This window comes from Pseudoalteromonas sp. MMG022 (assembly GCF_021654245.1).
GTDB lineage: Bacteria > Pseudomonadota > Gammaproteobacteria > Enterobacterales > Alteromonadaceae > Pseudoalteromonas > Pseudoalteromonas amylolytica.
In genome coordinates this window covers 1-21,810 of the sequence record NZ_JAKFZQ010000012.1, presented here as the reverse complement: position 1 = coordinate 21,810, position 21,810 = coordinate 1, and the positions used below count along the sequence as shown (strand labels likewise).

16 protein-coding genes are annotated in these 21,810 nt (G+C 42.8%); 11 read left to right on the top strand and 5 right to left on the bottom strand.

The window, feature by feature from the left end; genetic code table 11:
• Positions 1-106: 106 nt before the first annotated feature.
• Both L1070_RS12135 and L1070_RS12130 read left to right on the top strand, forming a co-directional pair.
• Positions 107-475, top strand: a complete 369-nt coding sequence (locus L1070_RS12135) for a hypothetical protein (RefSeq protein ID WP_237125744.1) — start codon at positions 107-109, stop codon at positions 473-475.
• A 126-nt stretch (positions 476-601) separates the two neighbouring features.
• Positions 602-1,198 carry a porin family protein gene (locus tag L1070_RS12130; protein ID WP_237125743.1) on the top strand — a complete coding sequence of 199 codons (597 nt, stop codon included), beginning with the start codon at positions 602-604 and terminating at the stop codon, positions 1,196-1,198.
• 307 nt (positions 1,199-1,505) lie between these two features.
• Here L1070_RS12130 and L1070_RS12125 read toward each other — a convergent pair whose 3' ends face one another.
• From L1070_RS12125 to L1070_RS12115, 3 genes are all read right to left on the bottom strand, one after another.
• A complete protein-coding gene (locus tag L1070_RS12125) occupies positions 1,506-4,319 on the bottom strand; it encodes a TonB-dependent receptor (protein WP_237125742.1) in 2,814 nt (937 codons plus the stop codon).
• Positions 4,320-4,760: 441 nt separating this feature from the next.
• A complete protein-coding gene (locus L1070_RS12120; RefSeq protein WP_237125741.1) occupies positions 4,761-7,577 on the bottom strand; it encodes a TonB-dependent receptor in 2,817 nt (938 codons plus the stop codon).
• 200 nt (positions 7,578-7,777) lie between these two features.
• Complete coding sequence (locus L1070_RS12115; RefSeq protein ID WP_237125740.1) at positions 7,778-10,162, bottom strand: DNA polymerase II; 2,385 nt, start codon at positions 10,160-10,162, stop codon at positions 7,778-7,780.
• Positions 10,163-10,186: 24 nt separating this feature from the next.
• Here L1070_RS12115 and dinG point away from each other — a divergent pair, with 24 nt between their 5' ends.
• The 9 genes from dinG to L1070_RS12070 all read left to right on the top strand — a co-directional run bounded on the left by dinG (position 10,187) and on the right by L1070_RS12070 (position 20,410).
• Complete coding sequence (dinG, locus tag L1070_RS12110; RefSeq protein ID WP_237125739.1) at positions 10,187-12,259, top strand: ATP-dependent DNA helicase DinG; 2,073 nt, start codon at positions 10,187-10,189, stop codon at positions 12,257-12,259.
• Positions 12,260-13,039, top strand: coding sequence for a TSUP family transporter (locus tag L1070_RS12105; protein ID WP_237125738.1), 780 nt, complete (start codon positions 12,260-12,262; stop codon positions 13,037-13,039). It abuts the gene before it with no gap.
• Positions 13,033-13,635 carry a primosomal replication protein PriC gene (locus L1070_RS12100; protein ID WP_237125813.1) on the top strand — a complete coding sequence of 201 codons (603 nt, stop codon included), beginning with the start codon at positions 13,033-13,035 and terminating at the stop codon, positions 13,633-13,635. The genes L1070_RS12105 and L1070_RS12100 overlap by 7 nt, the downstream gene beginning before the upstream one ends.
• Entirely contained in the window at positions 13,635-14,537 is a 903-nt protein-coding gene (locus tag L1070_RS12095) for a histone deacetylase (RefSeq protein WP_070983671.1), read from the top strand. Before L1070_RS12100 ends, L1070_RS12095 begins: the two co-directional genes overlap by 1 nt.
• A 33-nt stretch (positions 14,538-14,570) precedes the next feature.
• On the top strand, positions 14,571-14,843 hold the full coding sequence (locus L1070_RS12090; RefSeq protein WP_237125737.1) for a late competence development ComFB family protein: 273 nt from the start codon (positions 14,571-14,573) through the stop codon (positions 14,841-14,843).
• Entirely contained in the window at positions 14,840-15,016 is a 177-nt protein-coding gene (gene rsmS, locus L1070_RS12085; protein WP_070983676.1) for a pleiotropic regulatory protein RsmS, read from the top strand. Before L1070_RS12090 ends, rsmS begins: the two co-directional genes overlap by 4 nt.
• 69 nt (positions 15,017-15,085) lie before the next feature.
• Positions 15,086-15,880: an NPP1 family protein gene (locus L1070_RS12080; protein ID WP_237125736.1), complete on the top strand. Its 795-nt coding sequence runs from the start codon at positions 15,086-15,088 to the stop codon at positions 15,878-15,880.
• 290 nt (positions 15,881-16,170) lie between these two features.
• A complete protein-coding gene (locus L1070_RS12075; RefSeq protein WP_237125735.1) occupies positions 16,171-19,293 on the top strand; it encodes an efflux RND transporter permease subunit in 3,123 nt (1,040 codons plus the stop codon).
• Positions 19,294-19,303: 10 nt separating this feature from the next.
• Entirely contained in the window at positions 19,304-20,410 is a 1,107-nt protein-coding gene (locus tag L1070_RS12070) for an efflux RND transporter periplasmic adaptor subunit (RefSeq protein WP_237125734.1), read from the top strand.
• Positions 20,411-20,509: 99 nt separating this feature from the next.
• On the opposite strand, the gene L1070_RS12065 is transcribed toward L1070_RS12070, so the two are convergent.
• Positions 20,510-21,070, bottom strand: coding sequence for a hypothetical protein (locus L1070_RS12065; RefSeq protein WP_070983683.1), 561 nt, complete (start codon positions 21,068-21,070; stop codon positions 20,510-20,512).
• Between the two features lie 32 nt (positions 21,071-21,102).
• The gene (locus tag L1070_RS20355) at positions 21,103-21,228 is read right to left on the bottom strand and encodes a hypothetical protein (RefSeq protein ID WP_275423278.1); all 126 of its coding nucleotides are present in this window, start codon (positions 21,226-21,228) and stop codon (positions 21,103-21,105) included.
• Positions 21,229-21,810 lie beyond the last annotated feature (582 nt).

Below are 21,810 nucleotides of genomic sequence, written 5' to 3'. Positions count from 1 at the left end.
AATGTACTAATCAACTTTTATTTTCTATGTCTACTGAAATGAACTGCTAGACAAAATCCCCTCATTCCTTACAATCCAAAACTCAAATCTACAAGGTCAGGCATTCATGCAAGTATTTGCTTACATTTTACTCGCTGCTACAATCAAAACATCATTACTGGGGCTAGGTGTTGCTAGCTTAATAATTTCAATCTCAGCTCTGATATTGATCAAGTTTGCCGTTTTCAATATGCCAGCCTATCAACATAAGCATTTTGCTCGCGCGTTCAAAATGGCAACACTCACACATTTGTCAGCTTATGGTTTGCTTATTGCTAAGTTCACACTCCTAGATGGCCTGCAAGACATACCAGCCTTTATCGCATCCCATTTGATAGTACATCACATCCTATGCGCTGGTATTGCTGGCGGGTTAACCTTATATGGGATAAGAATATTCTTAAACGCCAAAACACATTCTTTGCATCTTAAATAGTCCAATTTAATACAGCTCTTTACATTTTCTGACACACTCCCACAGCCCCTCACAAACCCACAACAGACTCTCACAAGCCTTATCTCTACACTGCTTTGTATCTTAAACAAACAGGAATTGTAGAATATGAAAACGCACTCAATTATCTCTCTTGCGCTACTTAGTGCAATAAGCTTTACAACTGAGGCTAAACAACATAACGAAACCCATCGTATCGGTGCCCAGTTACAAGGGGGTGATGCAGAGTATAAAAGCTCAAGTCAGGATGGTGATGGTGTTGGTTCGCTCTATATTTATTACAACTACCAGTTTGATTCTATATGGGCCTTAGAATTGGGTCTAAATGGTGGTAGCGAGGCTGATGACTGGGACTGTAAAGACATCACCAATGATAAGTTTGTTTGTAACCGAAACGACAATCTGCTGTTTGAATTGGACGCCAATAAGTTGGATTACAATAACTTTGTCGTAGCCGCCAAAGGCCAATACAAAATAACCGACAATAGCCACTTTTACGGCAAACTAGGGGCACAGCTTTACGACTATGAAATCGCTCAAAATAGCAAAAAACTCAAAGAAGATGACGGTATGGGACTGTTTGCCGAAGCTGGTTGGCAATACGACTGGGACAACGGGATTGCTTTAAATATTGGCTGGCAATATATGGATATGGGCGACTTAGATACCAGCTCACTCGCAGTAGGTATCAGCTATAGGTTCTAACTAAGAAACTATCGCCTAATAAAATTTTGGTGTTAAACGCCTTATGGTGTATTACAAGCACCAAAGCTTTCTAATCAGTTAGTCAGTGTATGCTGGCTAACAACCTATCTTCCCTACGCTTTATCAACCTTGTTCAATGTTTCTAGCATTGCTGTTCTCTATAGGTCCTCAATAATATTAAACCACCAAGATGAACGAGTAACAAAAACTTAGTGTTTATTGAAAATCGGCTGTTGAATGCAGCACGCCCTCCACAAAAAAACCCCACGTAAAGTGGGGTTTTGAATTGTTATTACATCAAACTAACTTAGAAAGTGTAGTCAGCTTGGATGTAGAAAGTACGACCGTACGGGTCTGCGTAACGTGGATCGTAACCTACTTGGTGACCAGCTGACGCGTTTAGCGTGAACGGTGGTTCTCTGTCTAATAGGTTCTTAACACCGAATGTTACGTTTGCATTGTCGCCGTAAGCATATGACAAGCGGTAATCAACAGTGAAGTATACCGGAATGTGCTTCTGGATAAGGCTTCCGTCAACTGTCTCGCTCAAGTCAGATCTGAAAACTGTGAAGTTTACATCAGCAGCTGCATCTGTGTAACCACTACGAGCCTTGATGTTCAAGTCATGAGAGAAATCACCGTGAGTGAATGAGTTGCTGATGTTGATGATGTTACGGAATGCAACTTCTTCATCTGGACCAACTTTACCTAGGCTTGAATCCCATACATTGTCTTCACCAACACGTAGGTTTTCAGACTCAATTAGGTAAGTACCCATGATACCAGTCTTCAACGTACCGAAAGATAGTTCGTTCGTTAAGTTGATGCTCCAGTCGATACCTGTAGTCGTTGACTTACCAACGTTATCCGCTGCTTGAACGATAGCTAGAACGTCTTTTTTCAAGCTCTCATCATACTTAGTAGTGAATAAGTGGTTATAAGTCGCTGGGTTGAAGAAGATTTGGTTCTGAGTTAGACGACGAACCTCGTTCTCCATGTCAATGTTCCAGTAGTCAACAGATACACTTGTACCTGTGTCACCAGCCCATACGAAACCGAATGTATACTGCTCAGAAGTTTCTGGCTTCAATGCCGCGTTACCTTCACGGTATACGTCATACTGAAGTTTGTCTGAGTGACATGCTGATCTCAGTGGGTGACCTGATGCTAATGGACAGTCATACGGAGAAGTCGTTACACCGAACTCTACACGAGGCTCAGCGATTTGACGCATAGTAGCCATCTTGAAGCCAGTACCCATTGAAGCACGTAGCAATAGCTCGTCTGTTGGACGGTAAGATAGGCTTAACTTGTAAGTTGTATCGTTTTCGCTATCGTTAACTGTTTTGTTGCCTTCACGAAGTGAATCAGTAACTTCACCAATGTTGTCGTAACGGATTGAACCAGTTACTTCGAGGTTTTCCATTACTGGAACAATCAATTCTGCAAACGCACCGTAGTTTTCGCGATCTAGGTCATACTCAGGAGATACTGACTCGTACAATACTACCTTGTTGTTGTTACCTTCGCCGTTTGAACGAGAGTACTCAGATGTACGGTAATCAAAACCAACACCTAGGTACACGCTACCTGCGTCTAAATCAGCGATTGCACCTGAGATCTTACCATCGATTGAAGTCATTGAAGTTTCAGTCTTTTCCCAAAGACCGTTAAACATAGTTGCAGCTACCGCTGCGTTTTCTTCTTCAGTTAAATCTTCAGGCGCTGCGAAGATATCAATTGAACCAGAGTTAAGCAGTGCAAGGAATTCATCCTGCTTAGGGTAACCTGTTAGACGGTTTTGCTCACGCTCTGAATCACCACGAGTTACTGCTAAGTCATAAGACCATTCAGAGATCTCACCACGGATACCCGCTGTGATTTGGCTAGTTGTTGTATTCCACTCATCAGTACGGTTACCGCCTGGAAGTACACGCCAGCGAGCACTGATACCAACCATATCATCTAAAACAGCTTGCGGTGTGTGAGGAATAACGTATTTTTTAGCTAGCTCTGAGTCAGCAGCTAGAGGAATACCTGTTGGGTATGGCGCGATACGTGTGATCATTTCGAATTTTGACCATGAAGCATTCGCATATACTTCAGTCGTATCATTTACAGTTGCAACACCTTGAACGAAGATATTGTCACGCTCAGACTCTGGTTGGATTTCCAAAGTACTTGTGTAGTCAAACTGACACGCACGTGCGCCAGACGGTGCACTTGTAGTGTGACAAGTATCGTTGTTGTTCAGTTTGTACGGGTTGAACGAGTAAGTAGTAGTAATATTATTACCATCTTCATCGAACATTAGTTCGCCATTCTCATCACGCTTGTTATAGCTAACATACGCGTTACCAGGGATAGCACTTGAAGAACCAGCAACTGCTAATAGGTCTTGACCTGAGTGCTCAAATTGGATGAAACCAGTTTTTGCGAAATCACGGTCAACAGAACGTAGGTTATCTTGCTCATCGCGGCTGTATGCAGCTGTGATGTTGAAACCATCAACACTCAAATCACCGAAACCAGTCGTGATTGAGAAGTTTGAGCTTGAAGTATCTTTTGGCTTGTCATAGCGAGCGCTGATAGTTGTGCTTTGTACGTCATCTTTAAGGATGAAGTTAACAACACCTGCGATAGCGTCAGAACCATATAGTGCAGATGCACCATCTTTTAGGATTTCAACGCGCTTAATAGCCGCTAGAGGAATTGAGTTAAGGTCGATTGTACCGCCTGAGTCAGCAGATACCATACGACGACCATTAAGAAGAACTAGCGTGTACTCAGAACCTAAGTTTCTTAGTGAAGCAGTTTGCATACCGCCACCGCCACCACCTACTGACTCACCAGCAGCTGTGAAACCCTGCATTGAAGGAAGGTTAGCGATTAGATCAGGTACGCTTGTTACACCTGATTTTGCAATTGCTGAAGCATCGATTACGTCTAGAGGTAATGCACCTTCTAAGTCAGTTCTTTTGATTGCAGAACCAGTAACTTCGATACGCTCTACTTTCTGTTCACCTTCGGCCGCGAACGTATTCGCAGAAAACGCAGCCGTAGAAGCAGCGCCAAACGCGATTGCTAAGCGAACCGCCTTTGAAACTTTTGAATTTAACATGTATTTTTCTCCCTGATTAAAACTAATCAATTGATTTTTATAGTTTTATTGAAATATCCAAAACTAAAACAAAGTGTTCCTATTTAGATATTGGGTTCAATACTAAGCTTGGTTGAAACGACAGGTCAACATCTGAAAAACCCATTAAAGGTACAAGTTAAAACCAAAAGTACCAAAAATAGCAACGTGTGAACAAAAGTTTATAAAATAAGAGATCGTTTAAAATCAAAGGGTTATGAATTTGAAATGTTGAACCTAAATTAACAACAAGAAACGATGGTGTAAAATTAACATTTTATTTCAAATAAGTGGATCAACAATAAAAAATTAAATTTATTTGAAATATTTATCAAAAGGTAGCAAATGAAATGTTTTTGGATAGCTCATTAAAAAAAACCCCACATAAAGTGGGGTTTGTAATTTTTATTACATCAAACTAACTTAGAAAGTGTAGTCAGCTTGAATGTAGAACTGACGACCGTACGGGTCTGCGTAACGTGGATCGTAACCTACTTGGTGACCAGCAGCAGCATTTAGAGTAAATGGTGGCTCTTTGTCTAATAGGTTCTTAACACCGAATGTTACGTTTGCATTGTCGCCGTAAGCATATGACAAGCGGTAATCAACAGTGAAGTAAACTGGGATGTGTTTCTGGATAACGCTTCCATCTACTGCGTCATTCCAATCATCAGCTTTTGCAACATAGAAGCTGATATCTGCAGCAGCATCTGTATAGCCGCTACGAGCTTTGATGTTCAAGTCATGAGTGAAGTCACCGTGAGTGAACGTGTTGTTGATGTTGATGATGTTACGGAATGCAACTGCTTCATCAAGACCAACTTTACCTAAGCTTGTATCCCAAACGTCAGTTGTACCCACACGTAGGCTTTCAGACTCAATTAGGTAAGTACCCATGATGCCAGTCTTCAACGTACCGAAAGATAGTTCATTCGTTAAGTTGATGCTCCAGTCGATACCTGAAGTATTTGACTTACCTACGTTATCAGCAGCCTGTACGATAGCAAGAACTGTATCGCCTGTACCAGCATCTGTCTTAGTTACGAACAAGTGACCGTAAGTAGCTGGATCACCGAAGATTTGGTTCTGAGTAAGACGTTGAACTTCGTTCTCCATCTCAATGTTCCAGTAGTCAACAGATACACTTGTACCTGTGTCACCAGCCCATACGAAACCTAATGTATACTGCTCAGAAGTCTCTGGCTTCAATTCTGCGTTACCCTCACGGTATACATCGTACTGAAGCTTATCTGAGTAACAGTATTGCTTAAGTGGGTGACCTGATTGGAACGGACAGTCGTAAGGAGAAGCCGTTACACCGAACTCTACACGAGGTTCAGCTATCTGGCGCATGGTAGCCATCTTGAAGCCAGTACCCATTGAAGCACGTAGCAATAGTTCGTCTGTTGGACGGTAAGATAGGCTCAACTTGTAAGTAGTATCGTTTTCGCTGTTGTTTACTTTCTGGTTACCAGTACGTAGTGAATCAGTGATCTCACCGATGTTATCGTAACGGATTGAACCTGTGAACTCTAAGTTATCCATTACTGGAACGATTACTTCCGCAAACGCACCGTACGTATCACGCTCTAGATCATACTCGTCTGAAGCAGATTCAAACAATACAACTTCAGCTGTATTACCAGGGCCATTTACGCGAGAGTACTCAGCCATACGGTAATCAAAACCAACACCTAGGTATACGCTACCTGCGTCAAGGTCAGCAATTGCACCTGAAAGCTTACCTTCAATAGTTGTTAGTGAAGTTTCAGTTTTTTCCCAAAGACCGCTGAACATAGTGTCTGCAACCATTTGGTTTTGTTCTGCTGTTAGGTCTTCAGGCGCTGCGAAGATATCAACATCACCTGAAGTAACCAAGGCCATGAATTCTTCTTCAAGTGGGTAACCTGTGATACGGTTTTGCTCACGCTCTGAATCACCACGAGTCACAGATAAGTCATAAGACCACTCAGAAATCTCACCACGGATACCCGCTGTGATTTGGCTAGTTGTTGTATTCCATTCATCAGTACGGTTACCGCCTGGTAGTACACGCCAACGCGCAGCTACACGAGTCATGTCCGCCGCTACATTTTCAGGTAGGTAAGGCATAACATTTTCTTGTACTAACGCAGAATCAGCAGATAGCGAGAATGTACCTGTTGGGTATGGCGCGATGCGAGTCGTCATTTTGAAGTTTGACCAAGAAGCGTTCGCAAACACTTGAGTCGTGTCATTGATTTCAGCAAGCGCTTGAACAAATACGTTGTCACGCTCTGACTCAGGCTGAATTTCTAGAGTGCTGGTGTAGTCGAACTGACATGCATTACCTGAAGGAGCACTTGTGCCGTGACAAGAACCATTCTTCTCATTATATGGGTTTAGCGAGTAAGTGCTTGTTTTAACTTTACCTGAATCAGGGTCTACAATTAGATCACCGTTATCATCACGAAGTTGGTAAGTAACATACGCGTTACCAGGAATCGCATTCGAAGAACCTGCGATAGCAACCAAGTCTTGACCAGCGTGTTCAAACTCAACGAAACCAGTTTTTGCAAAATCACGGTCAACTGAACGTAGGTTATCTTGCTCATCGCGGCTGTATGCAGCTGTGATGTTGAAACCATCAGTACTCAAATCACCGAAACCAGTCGTGATTGAGAAGTTTGAGCTTGAAGTATCTTTTGGCTTGTCATAACGAGCGCTGATAGTTGTGCTTTGTACGTCATCTTTAAGGATGAAGTTAACAACACCTGCGATAGCATCAGAACCATATAGTGCAGATGCGCCATCTTTTAGGATTTCAACGCGCTTAATAGCCGCTAGAGGAATTGAGTTAAGGTCGATTGTACCACCTGAATCAGAAGATACCATGCGACGACCGTTTAGAAGAACTAGCGTGTATTCAGAACCTAGGTTTCTTAGTGAAGCAGTCTGGATACCGCCACCGCCACCACCTACTGATTCACCAGCAGCTGTGAAACCCTGCATCGCAGGAAGGTTAGCGATTAGATCAGGTACGCTTGTTACGCCTGATTTTGCAATTGCTGAAGCATCGATTACGTCTAGAGGTAATGCACCTTCTAAGTCAGTTCTTTTGATTGCAGAACCAGTAACTTCGATACGTTCTACTTTCTGTTCACCTTCGGCCGCGAACGTATTCGCAGAAAACGCAGCCGTAGAAGCAGCGCCAAACGCGATTGCTAAGCGAACCGCTTTTGAAACTTTACTATTTAACATTTGTATCTCCCTGGACTACTTGTTAGTAGCTTGTAATTTTTTGTGGGCTTTGCCCTTATGGGAAGTTGCACTCGTGCAACATTCACCATGAATATTAAACAAGCATTGACGTTAGCGTCAACCGCAAATTATTTAATTTTTAGAAATTACCAGTATAAGGTACAACATTAAACCAACAAATAATAAACATATATTTGATCTCAAAAAGAAAAAAAGCGCTGCCCTGTTAACTGAAAAAGAACATTTTCGTAATCAGGTATCATCATCAAAATGGGGTAAATCTGCTTTTCTATATAGTGCTCATAGTCTATTTTGTTGTTTTCAAGGTGCATAACAGGTCCGTTATTAGTCATGTAATAATTGATAACACTGCCTTTTGACAAATTTCGACTCTGATTATTTAACACGGAAAGCCTTGCAGCTTTGACGTGTGGGGGGACTGTTTTGGTATATTCTTCCAAAGCGCGACCCAAACGTTTCGAATATCGCAACATGCGATCAACCTCACCTGACCGTATAGAATTTACGTACCCTTTTGTTATACGCAACAAACATTCCCCATCAAACAAAGCTCTAATAACATCTTGTTGATATTTCTTGGCTATTTCCGTCCAATCACTGCGCACACTTTCCATTCCTTTAAAAACTAGTTTTGCTCTGCCATTGTCAATGATTTCTCCAACATAGCGCTTTTTAGAACCAACCGCCTGCCCTCGAATCGTAGGCATAAAAAAGGTGTGGTACAGAGTTTCAAACTCAATTTCTAAATGACTGGTTAAGTCGAAAGATGCACTGCATTCTTGTTGCCAAAAGGTATTCACGATATTGACCAATGCCACAGCTTCAGCTTCACACTTAGTAATACCCCACTCATCAGGCAGTTTTACAAATGTTGAATCTGTATCTCCATATATGACCTCTAAACCCTGCTCCTCTATTAGCTCTTGCGTGGTCTGCATTATTTCATGACCTCGCAATGTGATTGAACTGGCTAAACGCGGATCGTAAAAGCGACACCCTTTTGAACCTAACACGCCATACAGGCTATTCATGATGATTTTAATTGCCTGTGAAAGCATATCATCGCGTGCTTGTTTAGCGCTCTGTCTTGCTTGTGCAAGCTCAGCCACCAAAGTGGGTAAGTGATGCCGAGTTCTAGAAAAAGAACCATTGTGAAAACCGGGCACTGCATCTTGAGGCGATTTGAGGCCTTCGATTAACCCCATAGGGTCGATGCAGAATGTCCGGATGATAGAAGGATAAAGGCTTTTAAAATCCAGTACTGCTACATTTTTATACAACCCAGGTTTAGAATCCATCACATAGCCACCTGGGCTTTCAAAATTTAGTCCATGCTCGCCTAAATTCGGCGCTACGTAGCCACTGCGGTGTAACAGTGGTAAATACAAATTGGTAAATGCGGCGACCGACCCCCCCATTCGTTCAAGCTCAAGCCCTGTCAACTGACTTCTGACAATGGCAAAATCTAATAAATTTAGCTTGGCAAAGATTGCTAGGACTAACTCACAGTCTTTGAGGTTATAGGCTGCAAGGTTCAGCTTGTCTTCGTTAAACTGCCGTATAATTTCCTCTAACCTGTCGTCTTGCTCGATCAGCTTTTTCTCACCCAGAACCTTTTCAGCTACATTGGATAAACGAAAGCTATCAAAGTGATACGTCGCATTTTTTAAGGTATCAATACCGTCGATCACAACACGCCCAGAAATCATCACCCTAACGTAATTGCCCTTGTACACATCTATTGGCTGTGCATCTTTACCTAGAATAAGCTCAATACCGAGCATCTGTGCTCGCTCGGCTAGCACCACAAAGTCAAATTCAATTACATTCCACCCAATGATTACATCAGGGTCTAGTACGCTAATTTTCTCCATGAGCGCAAATAGCAAAGCAGATTCATCCGGGACCCAATGGATATACGCTGGTGTATCTTGGCCCTCTGGTGGTTCTCCAATCATAATCACGCAACGATGATTCTCACTGGCCAATCCAATGGAAAATAAAACACCGTCACCACTACACTCAATGTCTAATGATAATACTGAAAGCGTAGGCCGGTAACTGCGGTGCGCTTTTAATTTGGCTGATGTTAATTCCATATAGCCGGTCTTGGCGACTGAGTTACCTTGTACCCATATCCCACCGCGGATAAATCGCTCCATCAAGAAGCGATCACAGTGCCGGATATCCTCCTCATACATATTCACAACACCGTCTAATGCTTGCTTTGCCTGATGATACGAGCGTGTATTTTGACAGTAGCAGGCAATCATCTCTTCTTGATCGAAGTGCTTTAAACCAACATTTTTAAAACTTGTCTCGATACTTTCTTGTTTGAGCAAGCGCTGCGCTTGTGGCTGGTCGCTGTATCGGATGAAGAACACTGGTTGCTCATTATCAACGTAAGCCTTTATTGTTCCTTGGTCCGTTTTAAGCCAATAGCACAGCTGTAATCGCCCATGGTGATTAATCTGCTGTCGTGATAGTATGAAGCCTGCATAGACTGCTTGTGCCAAATCCGTTCCCCATCTAAAATAGCCCTTTGACACTGTAATTATATACATATAAATCCAAGTTAGGCGATTCCCATGCTTTCAGACGCTCTCAAAAAGACCATTCGGCATACCCATCAAAATATTGCCGACAGCCTAGATGGATACCGTCAGCGCAGTAGCCAAAATTATCTCGTTGCAGAAATAGCTAAAACGCTTGCAGGGGAATATCACAAGACCCAACGCATCTGTGTGATAGAAGCAGGAACAGGCACAGGTAAATCACTCGCATATTGCCTCAGCGCGCTGCCAACGGCGTTAGCTAAAAAGAAAAAGTTGGTTATATCGACCGCAACGGTTGCATTGCAGGAACAGTTGATTAATAAGGAGCTACCCTTTTTCAAGGAGCACTGTGGTTTTGACTTCAAGTTTGACCTCGTCAAAGGGCGCCAGCGCTATATTTGTGCGCAAAAACTTAACGCGGCTCTCAATGAAGACAGTATACAGTTATCAATCACGCCGACTTTGACTTCTCCATTATCAGACATGGAACAAAAGTGCCTTAGAGATTTACACCTTGCTTATCAGGACAAGCGCTGGCAAGGAGACAGAGATAGTTGGGCCGACACCATACCTGATAGAGTCTGGAATCTTATTGCCTGTGATAAGCATGCATGTCAGCGACAAATGAAATCGCATCATCTTTGCCCATTTCATATGGCACGTCAAAAGATGGCGCAGATGGACGTATTGGTCATTAACCACGCCCTGTTGCTGGCCGACCTGGAATTGGGGGGCGGGAAAATTTTACCAGAGCCAGATGACACATTTTATGTAATCGATGAAGCACACCACCTGCCTCATATTACCCGAGATTTTTCGTCTGCCGCGGCAACTATCAAAGGCACCTTAGACTGGCTCGAAAAGTTATTAAAATTTAGTGGCAAAATGGCTGCGACTATCGTGTCGCAAAAAGCCATCGGCCAAAACTTCAAACTTAATGATGCAGCCAACGACGCAAGTAAAGATCTCAAAGCAGTTAGGGACATCCTTGAGCGCGCGGAATTTAATTACAATCAGGATGACACCTATCGCTTTGAGCATGGACTGGTGCCCGACTCTCTTATTTCTAAGGCAAAAGATATAAGCGATGCTACACAAGATGTGCTTCGCACACTCAATAAAATGCATGATGCACTCACTCAGGATGTAAGTGATGGCGATGTTAAACCCTTTCTAGCAGACCCATTACTTGGTGAAAGTGGGCAATACATTAATCGTTTAGAACAACTTCATAAATTGTGGGACAGTTATGCACGCAAAGGCGAAAACACGCCTCATGCACGTTGGATAAAACGCCTAGAGTATAAACACCATCATGACTACCTGTTATGTGACTGCCCTATCGAAGTGGGCTACTACCTCAAAGATAAGCTTTGGAGAGAGTGTGCAGGTGCAGTGCTGTGCTCGGCGACTTTAAGTGCGCTGGGCACTTTTGATCACTTTGCAAAAGAGAACGGTCTAAGCAACGAACCCGGAGTCAAGTACATAAAAGCTAACTCGCCATTTGATTATCCAGCTCAAGCAACACTGCACTTACCGAAAGCTGAAGTAGAACCCACGAACCAAGAATTTAGTGATTATCTGGCACAAGTTCTTCCTCAATATCTACAACGTGATAAGGGTAATCTGGTGCTATTCGCATCGTATTGGCAAATGGATCATGTGGTTAAGCTGCTACGCAAAGAACGCTGGCAAATTCTGGTACAAGGCGAACAATCGAGAGAGAGTCTATTACAAACCCACAAGGGTAATATTGATAAGGGCAAAGGCAGTATACTGTTTGGCACACAGAGTTTATCGGAAGGTCTTGACCTACCAGGTGCATATTTGGAAAACCTCATAATTACAAAAATTCCTTTTGCCGTTCCCACCTCACCGATTGAGGAAGCACAGGCTGAGTTCGTGCAAAGCAAAGGTGGGAATCCATTTTTATCTATCACCGTTCCTGATGCTGCAAAGAAATTAGTACAAAGCTGTGGTAGACTGCTGCGTAAAGAATCTGATCATGGCCGCATAACCATACTTGACAGGCGCTTAGTAACTAAACGTTACGGTAAAGCCATGTTAGATACGCTGCCTCCATTTAAAAGAAAAATAGATTATTAAATGTTTGAACTCGCGCTCGATCCAATGACCTGGGGACTGCTTTGTGTAGTTGCTTTAGCCGCTGGCTTTATTGATGCTATCGCCGGTGGTGGGGGTATGTTAACTGTACCAGCCTTACTGACAGCTGGTCTACCACCCCATGTTACCCTTGGTACAAATAAACTGGCTGCGAGTTTTGGCTCTATAACGGCCAGCCTGACCTACTACCGCAGGCAATTATTTAACCCAAGGTTTTGGGCAGCCTCTATTCTCGCCACCGCAATTGGCGCAATACTAGGTACACTTCTCGTTGATTATCTCAGTACTGAGTTTTTAAACAAGTTACTCCCTGTGGTAATTATTCTTGTCGCTTGCTATAGCCTGTTTGGTAAATTAAGCCCAACCGAATCACATACACTACCACCCGTTACTCGACTACTAAAAATAAAGCAGTGGGCTCAAGGCCTAAGTTTAGGCTTTTTTGATGGCATGGCGGGCCCTGGAGCTGGTACTTTTTGGACCGCATCTAACAGTATGCTTTACAAGATAAGCTTATTGTTAAACTGTGGTTTAGCCCGCTCAATGAATTTTGTCTCCAATTTCATTTCTTTGATCACGTTTGTAGCGTTAGGCCATGTTAACTTTCTACTGGGGATATCAATGGGTGTGTTTTTGATGCTTGGGGCATGGATTGGCGCGCATTCTGCTATTAAATTTGGCAACAAATTAATAAAACCTTTGTTTAATACCATTGTTATAATACTCGCAGGAAAGTTGGTCATTGAGGCATATTTATCGTGAATAACGCGCTTGATAAGTTGCACCAGCAACTGGCCAGATTGAGTGAGCAAGCCCAGCAGTTTGATAATGCCAAGTGGTTTGATAAAAACCGTTATATTCAGGCCCAACCAAGCCTATTTGACCGTACAGTGTTTGCCACTAAAAGCCTGTTACTTTGTGACTATGTTGATGAGATAAAAGCGCAAGTAAAGCATCTTCCGCCAATGGAAAAGCGTCACGCATACAGCTTTGCTGTACAACGTATAGCGACACAGATTGAAGCTATCATTAAAGTACTCAAGTCAACACCAGTCTGGGCCAAAGAGAACAAAGCCAGTTTTAGCAAAAAGCATAAAGTCTACCGTAAAGCTGTACAGAAAATCATGCAAAGCTCTCATGAGCTATATCAAGAACTGTCTCAAAACCATGAGTTTGAAAGACGGCTACAAGAAATGATAGAAATTCGCCGAGAAAAGCTCGATAAAGCAAGCAATGCTGAAGCACAGAAAATAAACCAAGAGATCCTCGCTCTGCACGCTAGACTTGGGCGCTGTAGAAAAGCCATTTCAGAAACGGAAGCCAAGATTCAGCAAGTTGAAAAACAACAAAATCGCTAATGTTATTCTATCACCCATCTTACTCCGCATTGTCACTACCGCCTCGGCATCGTTTTCCAATACAAAAATATGTATTGCTAAAAGACCAATTAGTGCAGTTACAATTACAGAATAAGCTGGTTTGCCCTAGTAAAGTCAACATAGAATCTCTTTTGTTGTGCCATGATGCAAACTACGTACAGAGCTTTATAAACGGCACATTATCAGAAAAAGCAATTCGGAAAATGGGCTTTCCTTGGTCTAAAGCGCTTGTTGAACGTACTCTGTATTCTGTTGGTGGCAGCATTGAAGCTGCAAATTGTGCGTTGAAACATGGAGTCGCTGCCAACTTAAGTGGGGGTTATCATCATGCTCACAAAGGTTTCGGCTCTGGATTTTGTATTATCAATGACTTTGCTGTCGCCGCTTGCTATTTAATTCAGCAAGCGTTGGCAGAAACCATCGTTATATTTGACTGTGATGTGCATCAAGGTGACGGAACCGCAAGTATTTTGACCGAACGGTCTGATATCATAACTTGTTCGATTCATTGTGAACAAAACTTTCCTCGCAACAAAGCTGAATCCGATTACGACTTTCCACTTGCAGCAAATGCCCAAGATGAAGCGTATTTAGATACTGTTCATCAAGCATTATCACTGGTTTGTCGCCTACACTCACCCGATCTGATCCTTTACAATGCGGGTGCGGATATATATAAGCAAGATGAATTAGGCCTGTTGAATGTTAGCCTCGATGGCGTATTAGCGCGTGATAAACTTGTGATGGATTACTGCCGCCAAAATAATATTCCCATGGCCGCTGCCATGGGGGGTGGCTATCAAAAAAATATAACCCAACTCGTTGATGTACATAAGCAGTTTTTTGTTGCCCTGACCGCTAACCCAGCTATTATGATATAGAGACTGAATGTACTAACGCGGCAGGTAAGCAAAATGAAATTACATGATGATGTACATAACTATTATGAGAAAATCGTTTTAGACAAGATTGTAGAGCACAACTTACATGAAAAGTACGATGAAGATGTTATGGCTGATTTCTGTTGTACCGTTCTCAATCAATTGCCCGCCCGTTATATCAGAAATGACGTAGATATGGCTTTCTACTTGCCACAAAGCGAGCGTATCGTAATGGAAGAGCTAGTAGAAAAAGCAATCAAATTCGCAGGCGAACAGGTAGCAAAAAAGAAAAAGACTCCGCAATGAATAATTCTCTAGAAACCGCACCAAACCACGTAAAGCTGGCCGTTGACCTTATCATGTTGCTTGAGCAAAATGAGCTTGACCCTGAGGAAGTATTGGCTGCTTTAAAAATAGTAGAGAGCGACTTTATGAACAAGCTCCTGTCGCAGCAAAAAGAACAAAAACACAAAACTTAACAAGCGGTATACATTTATGTCATATTGATAACTTATTCTAATTTTATAACATTATGATGAGTTATTATTATGACAACAACAGCTAGATTCTTTCGCCTCACTCTACTTACAGCCCCTTTTTTTAGCCATACCATCTTAGCAAATGACTTTTTAGCTTTAGACACTGCACTGCCACCAAGCTACGTCATCAACGGCACAGAGCCAGTATTTGACTTTGATGGCGATGGTTGTTTACCAAGTGCGGGGATCAGTCGAACCGGACAACAAAACGCGGGACTAAAAACCTCAGGCACGTTAGGAGGAGACTGTCGTGACAGCTTATTTTTAAAAACATCCAATACCGTGCACAGGTACGCCTGTCATAACGATGCTCAGGGACAATACTGCGCCCATTTCTATGCGTTGTACTTCAAAAAAGACCAAGTTTTCCATTATTTTGGAGGCGGACATCGACATGATTGGGAATATGCGGCGGTATGGACCCATGACGGTATAGTTACACATGGTAGTTACAGTGCCCATGGGGATCTGTACACCAAGCCAGCAAGTGAGCTACCTTTCGAAAATGGCCATTTGAAAATCGTTTACCACAAGGATGGTTTGTTAACCCATGCATTACGATTTGCTAAGTATCAAGAAGTTGCAGAAAACGGTTATAACCGTTTTGTAACACCCAATATAATCAGCTGGTACGAAATGCAGGGCGACGGAGTAAACAATCAGACATTACGCGCCAAACTGAATGAATATGATTATGGATCAGCCACATTACCCGTAAAAGATAGCCGATTCCTATACAACATCAACCGTTTCAAGCCAGCTAACTACCCAACATTTGAGTTTGCAGATACACAGCCACTGTAGCATTCCGGGGTAGGCATAAGTTATCATGTGCCTCCCCCAACTTTATTGTCCTTTCCAGTATTACCAACCTATTGTAGTCATCCTAGTTCATGTCCAGCAATACATGTAAATTAGGTTTCTAAAAGTATTTCAAATTATCTAATTTCGTTACAAATTATTGCAACTTAGTTATTTATCTTAAAATAGCGGCTGTTAATCGCTGTACCCTGTGGAAAGCGAAAAATAGCCGCTAGCGCAGCTCACTCTTTTACCTGATACTTGTTGAGTAAAGAAAAAGATTGGATGTTGTTATGAATTTAACACGTAGTTCGCTTAAAAACCCTGCCAGTGTGTTAGTGATATTAGTGCTGATTATGTTATTTGGCTTGATCAGTATTTTTAAACTGCCAATTCAACTCACACCTGATATTGAACAACCACAGATCACTATATTTTCTGGGTGGCGACAGGCCGCGCCAGAAGAAATCGAGTCTATGATCATCGAACCGCTTGAAAATGCAGTTAAGAACACGCCAGGCGCGCTCGAAGTCAATACGCAAATTAATCAGGGCAACGGTACTATTACTCTCACTTTTGCAGTAGGTGCCGATATGCAGCAGGCAATGCTTGATGTACTTACCAGCCTCAATCAAGCCCCCCCTCTCCCACTTGACGCTACGGATCCAATCGTGACGTCTGGCGGTGGTGGTGGGCCGGGATCAGGTGGCCCCACGGCTGCGAGCTTGCTCGTTTTACCACTGAATTATGAACGCGATAACTTCGATATGGCAGTCTACCAAAAGCAAATTGAGGACTTTATTGAACCTAGGCTTGCCCGCATTCCCGGCGTGTCGCGCGTAAACTTAAATAGTCAAAGGCAACGCGAATTACGAGTGACATTTGACCCGTACAAAGCCGCTTCATATGGCATTAGCTTAACCCAAATTCGTAATACCATTTCTTCTTCTACCGATGTATCAGGGGGCATCGCTGATGTGGGTAGACGACAGTATACGGTACGCTTTACTGGTAAATACGACGTTGATAGCTTAACAACAATGAGAGTAGGCTATTCTGGAGACAGGCCCATCTACCTTGGCGATATCGCCAGTGTGGCAGATACTGTTACAGATAGACGTTCAATGACGCTCAGAAACGGCAAACCAGCATATTACATCACCATCTCACGAAGCAATGAATCAAACACTGTTGCCGTGCTTGATGGCATTAATCAGGCTATAGATGAATTAAACTCTGGCGTACTTAAAGAGGCAGGACTGTCTATTGAACTTAGCTTTGATGCATCTGTTCACATTCGCAACGCGCTACAGCTAGTTAAAAGTAATCTTGGTTTGGGCGTGTTGATGGCATGCGGCATATTATGGTTATTTTTTAGAGGGTTCAGAGCTACACTCGTCATTGCAGTCACAATCCCCATTTCTTTGATGGTGGCATTTCTCGCACTAAACTTGTTTGAACGCAGCTTAAATGTGATCTCTCTAGCGGGCCTTGCATTTGCTGTAGGCTTAGTATTAGATGCCGCAATTATAGTTCAAGAAAATATAGCTAGATTAAAAAGTGAAGGCATAGACAACGCCAAAGCCGCACTTAAGGGTGCCACACAAGTTGCTGGGGCCCTATTCGCCTCAACCGCGACTAGCGTAGCCATATTTCTACCGATTATGTTTATGGCCGGGGTAGAAGGGCAACTATTTTCTGACCTAGCACTGACACTATCAATTGCTGTCATTGCGTCGCTCGTCTGCGCATTGACTATTATACCCATTGCTAATAAATATTTACCTGAAAAAGAACTGACAGTTGACCCTTACTTAGAATACTGGAGCAAGCTAACAAAGTGGATTATGGCACTGACCAACAGCCGAAAAAAGCAGCTCGCCTGGATTACTACTTTGCTTGGGAGCTCTGTCGCTATAACATTGACTTTACTGCCGCAAACCGATTTTATGCCTAGAGCACCTACGGATGGCTTCTTTTATAGTTTAAACACACCACCTGGTGGAAATATTGGCTTTATGGAAGAGGAAATAGCAAAGCGCGTAAAAGAGAGAGTCATGCCCTACTATGAGGGCGAAAAACTACCGAAAATTAAAGACTTTAATTTCTATGTTTTTGGCTCCAACGCGGGGGGCTTCATCTACTCAGATGATCCACAACGCGTAGAAGAATTAATGGACGTTGCACGTAAAGAGATTTTTCATGATTTACCGGATACTCAAGTGTACCTGTTTAGAGGTTCGATGATCCAAGTAGCAAACGGTGGTGATGGGCGCGCTATTAATATTGATTTAACTGGCCCAAGCATGGACGACCTGATCAGTGGTGCACAAGTCGCTTTAGCCGCTGTTAAAGAAGCGCTGCCACAAGCCACCGCTCAGCCACAACCAAGATTAGATTTGGCGGAGCCTGAGCTCCGTTTGCAGCCCGATGATAGACGAATCACCCAAGCTGGTTTAACGAGAAACGACGTCGCGCAAGCTGTTCAAGCATTTACTGGGGGTCTTTTCGTGAACGAATACTTTAACGGAAATGAGAGAATGAATGTCATCCTCAGGGCAAGCGCATGGAACACACCTGAAGAGCTACAAGCACTCCCTATCGTAACTCCCAACTCGGGTATTCAAACTCTTGGTGAACTTGCCTTAGTAGAGCGTACGGTTGGTCCCACACAATTACGCAGAGTTAACGGGAAGCGTACTGTATCCATCGTGGTAACGCCTCCGGCAGATATGAGTTTGCAACAAGCTCAAGCGCTTCTGTCTGAAGAAGTTATGCCAAAACTTAGAGACGCCTTACCAGCAAATGCTAGCGCCATACTTGCTGGAAATGCTCAAAAGATGAATTCAGCAATCGAAGAAATGACCCTCAACTTTCTACTTGCGCTATTTATCCTATTCCTGCTCATGACCGCCTTGTTTAAATCAGCGAAAGACAGCCTGCTAGTTTTGTTGGTCATGCCTCTAGCAATTGCAGGGGGGGTGCTAGCGCTGTATGTACTAAACTTATTCGCTTTCCAATCACTAGACCTTCTCACCATGATTGGATTTATTATTCTTTTGGGGCTAGTTGTAAATAATGCCATTTTATTAGTCGACCAGACTAGAGCATCAGAACGCGCTGGGGCCTCAAGAAAACAAGCGGTGCAACAAGCCGTTTTACTTCGAGCACGCCCCGTTTACTTAAGCACCCTCACAAGTCTATTTGGAATGCTGCCATTAATGTTGATGCCTGGGGTCGGCTCTGAAATATATAGAGGCTTGGCTACTGTAATAGTTGGAGGTATGGCAATTAGCGCTTTATTCACGTTATTACTCATGCCCAGTCTGCTACAACTGGGAAAACAAAAAGCGCCTATTGACGGCGATCGCCTAAGAGGCAACCAACCTAAACTCAATTTAGTCGCCAACCAATAGAGAAATTACTATGTTGTTATTTAAAAGACACCTAAATTTAAGCAGACCTGTTGTTAGCACACTGCTGCTTGCACTTATGGTTACATTTACTACGCCAACATTTGCAAAATCTCCAGTTTCTGTCGAGACGGTATCTATGGCTCCGCTCGGAAGCTCAATACTTTTACACGGTACGTTATACGGCAAGCAAGATGTTACGCTAACCGCTGGCGTTGGTGGTCTACTCACCTTTGTTGTCGAACCAGGCAGCACAGTTACCAAAGGTGACATACTAGCTCGCATCGACACTTTACCATTAGAGCTAGAACAAGCTCGTCAACAAGAGATGCTTAATAGAGCCAAAATTAACCTGCAGTTTCATAAGCAGGAGTTGAAGCGTTTAACCCAATTAGCCCAAACTAGTAGTGCAGCCGCAAGTCAGGTTGATAGTGTTAAACAGCAGCACGACCTTGCTGAGTCAGATATCCAACTTGCGAAGATTGAGCTGCGCGTGATCGCTGATAAAATCGCACGTTCAACACTCAAGGCTCCCTTTTCAGGTGTGGTCAGTGAACGTTTTAATCGCTCTGGGCAAGATATTAACCGTGCCGACAAGCTAGTGCGGTTAATCGATATTGAAAACTTGGAAGCTAGATTTTATGTACCGGTCAAATATCTAAGTAGCCTAGACAATGGTGTAACACTACCAATAGCAACAAGTAACACAGATCTCTCAAGCCATGTAGAGGCATCCATTACAGCAATTATTCCAGCAACAGATCCGCGTTCACAATCTTTTGAAGTGCGGGCAACTTTGCCAAAGCAAACTGCACGAAAATGGGCCGCAGGTCAATTAGTGGATGTAACCTTACCGCTAAGCTCGGGAAAGCCTGAGCTACTAGTCAATCGAGATGCATTAATACTCAGAAAGCAGGGTGTCCATGTGGTGCGTATTAATGAAGACAACAAGGCTGAGCAAATCCAAGTAGAAGTGGGAAAAGGACAGGGAAAGTATGTTGCGATTAAGGCTCTAGGAGAAAATGAGTTAAAGGTCGGAGACTCGGTTGCAGTACGTGGTGCTGAGCGTCTATCAACGGGTCAGGAAGTAGAAGTACATATGCCTTCTAATGCGCCATAACAATATCAACGTTTACTAGCCCAATGAGGGAGGTTCACCTATATGAACCTCCCTCATTTATTTACTTTCACATCGTCAATTTTAGAGGTTTTAATCGCCTCACTGGCGACTTGATGGCTTAAACTTAAAGGTTATAAACTGAAGCAATTTTTGCATAGGGTAAGCTGCCATCAGTAAGCACATAAATACATTGGTTAATACCACTATTTGGGTATATATAACTTTAAGAACATCCGTGCCAAACACCACCCGATCAACATACCGTGACATCAGTAGAATAACTAACATACCTGATACGTAAAATCCGTAGGTCGTAATTTTAGCAAAGTTACATTTCTTAAAGTTATGCCATTGAATCACCGCAACCATGAACAAGCCTTCGTGAATACTAAAACTAATGTAAAATATTTGCCGAACGGCCTGCACACCTACATCAAGGCTGTAAATTACATCTCTTATGGCAATGGCTATCAACTGAAATACCATTGAAGTAAATACAAAGACAAATAGTGAGTGCTCAAACTGCTCAACACTACCAGATTCTGGGCGGTTGAATATCATTGCCCTTATAGAATCCTTGCCAAATGCGCCAAGAATTATAAGCGTGAGGATTTTAATCACCGTCAGCGTTAATTCTATGTGCACCAAAATGCCACTCATAGCAACAAAGCTCCTTTTTCCCCTCTGTTCCTCTATTTCATAACGTTGGAAACAGAAATAGGCGGTTCATGACCACCACCTGCTCCGCCGTTACCTCCAAAGACTTGTTTTAACAAGCTTTTCGATAGTATTGTAAAACTCTTTTTATTAGTATTCATGCAATCTACACCTTTTATTTACATAGCACAATATAGGCCGGACAAATAAACACGCTCGATGACTAACACATACCAACAACCTTCGAGCAGTTTTTATGTACATCTATAAATCTAGCTACTGATTTTAGAAACGCAACGGGCCGGATCTATAACAACTACAAGGTTAAACACCGATACAGATCCTTTATCGACATATGAATATATTCATATTCAGCTTAATTTAAATCGTATACCAATTGCAACTATTGAAATTCTCTATTGCAACAACACTCACTTTTCATATAGCCAATGTGCAGTGTATTCGAATAATAGAAACACTCGTGGGGTGCAAAATTACGGATGAAGTCCGTAGCTTTTACGCAAGTTGGGTGCAAAGGGTTAACGATAACGAACGCAGTGAGGGCGTTTCCTTTGCGCAAGGTGAAGTGAGCCATTTTATAGAATGCCGAGGGTTATAGAATGCCGAGGGACTCTCTTAAACGTCGGATGGCGCTGTGCTTATCACGGCCTACAGACCCAAAAACGCAAAAAAGCCCGACTCTTTCGAATCGGGCTTTTTACTTAAATAGGACCTGGCGATGT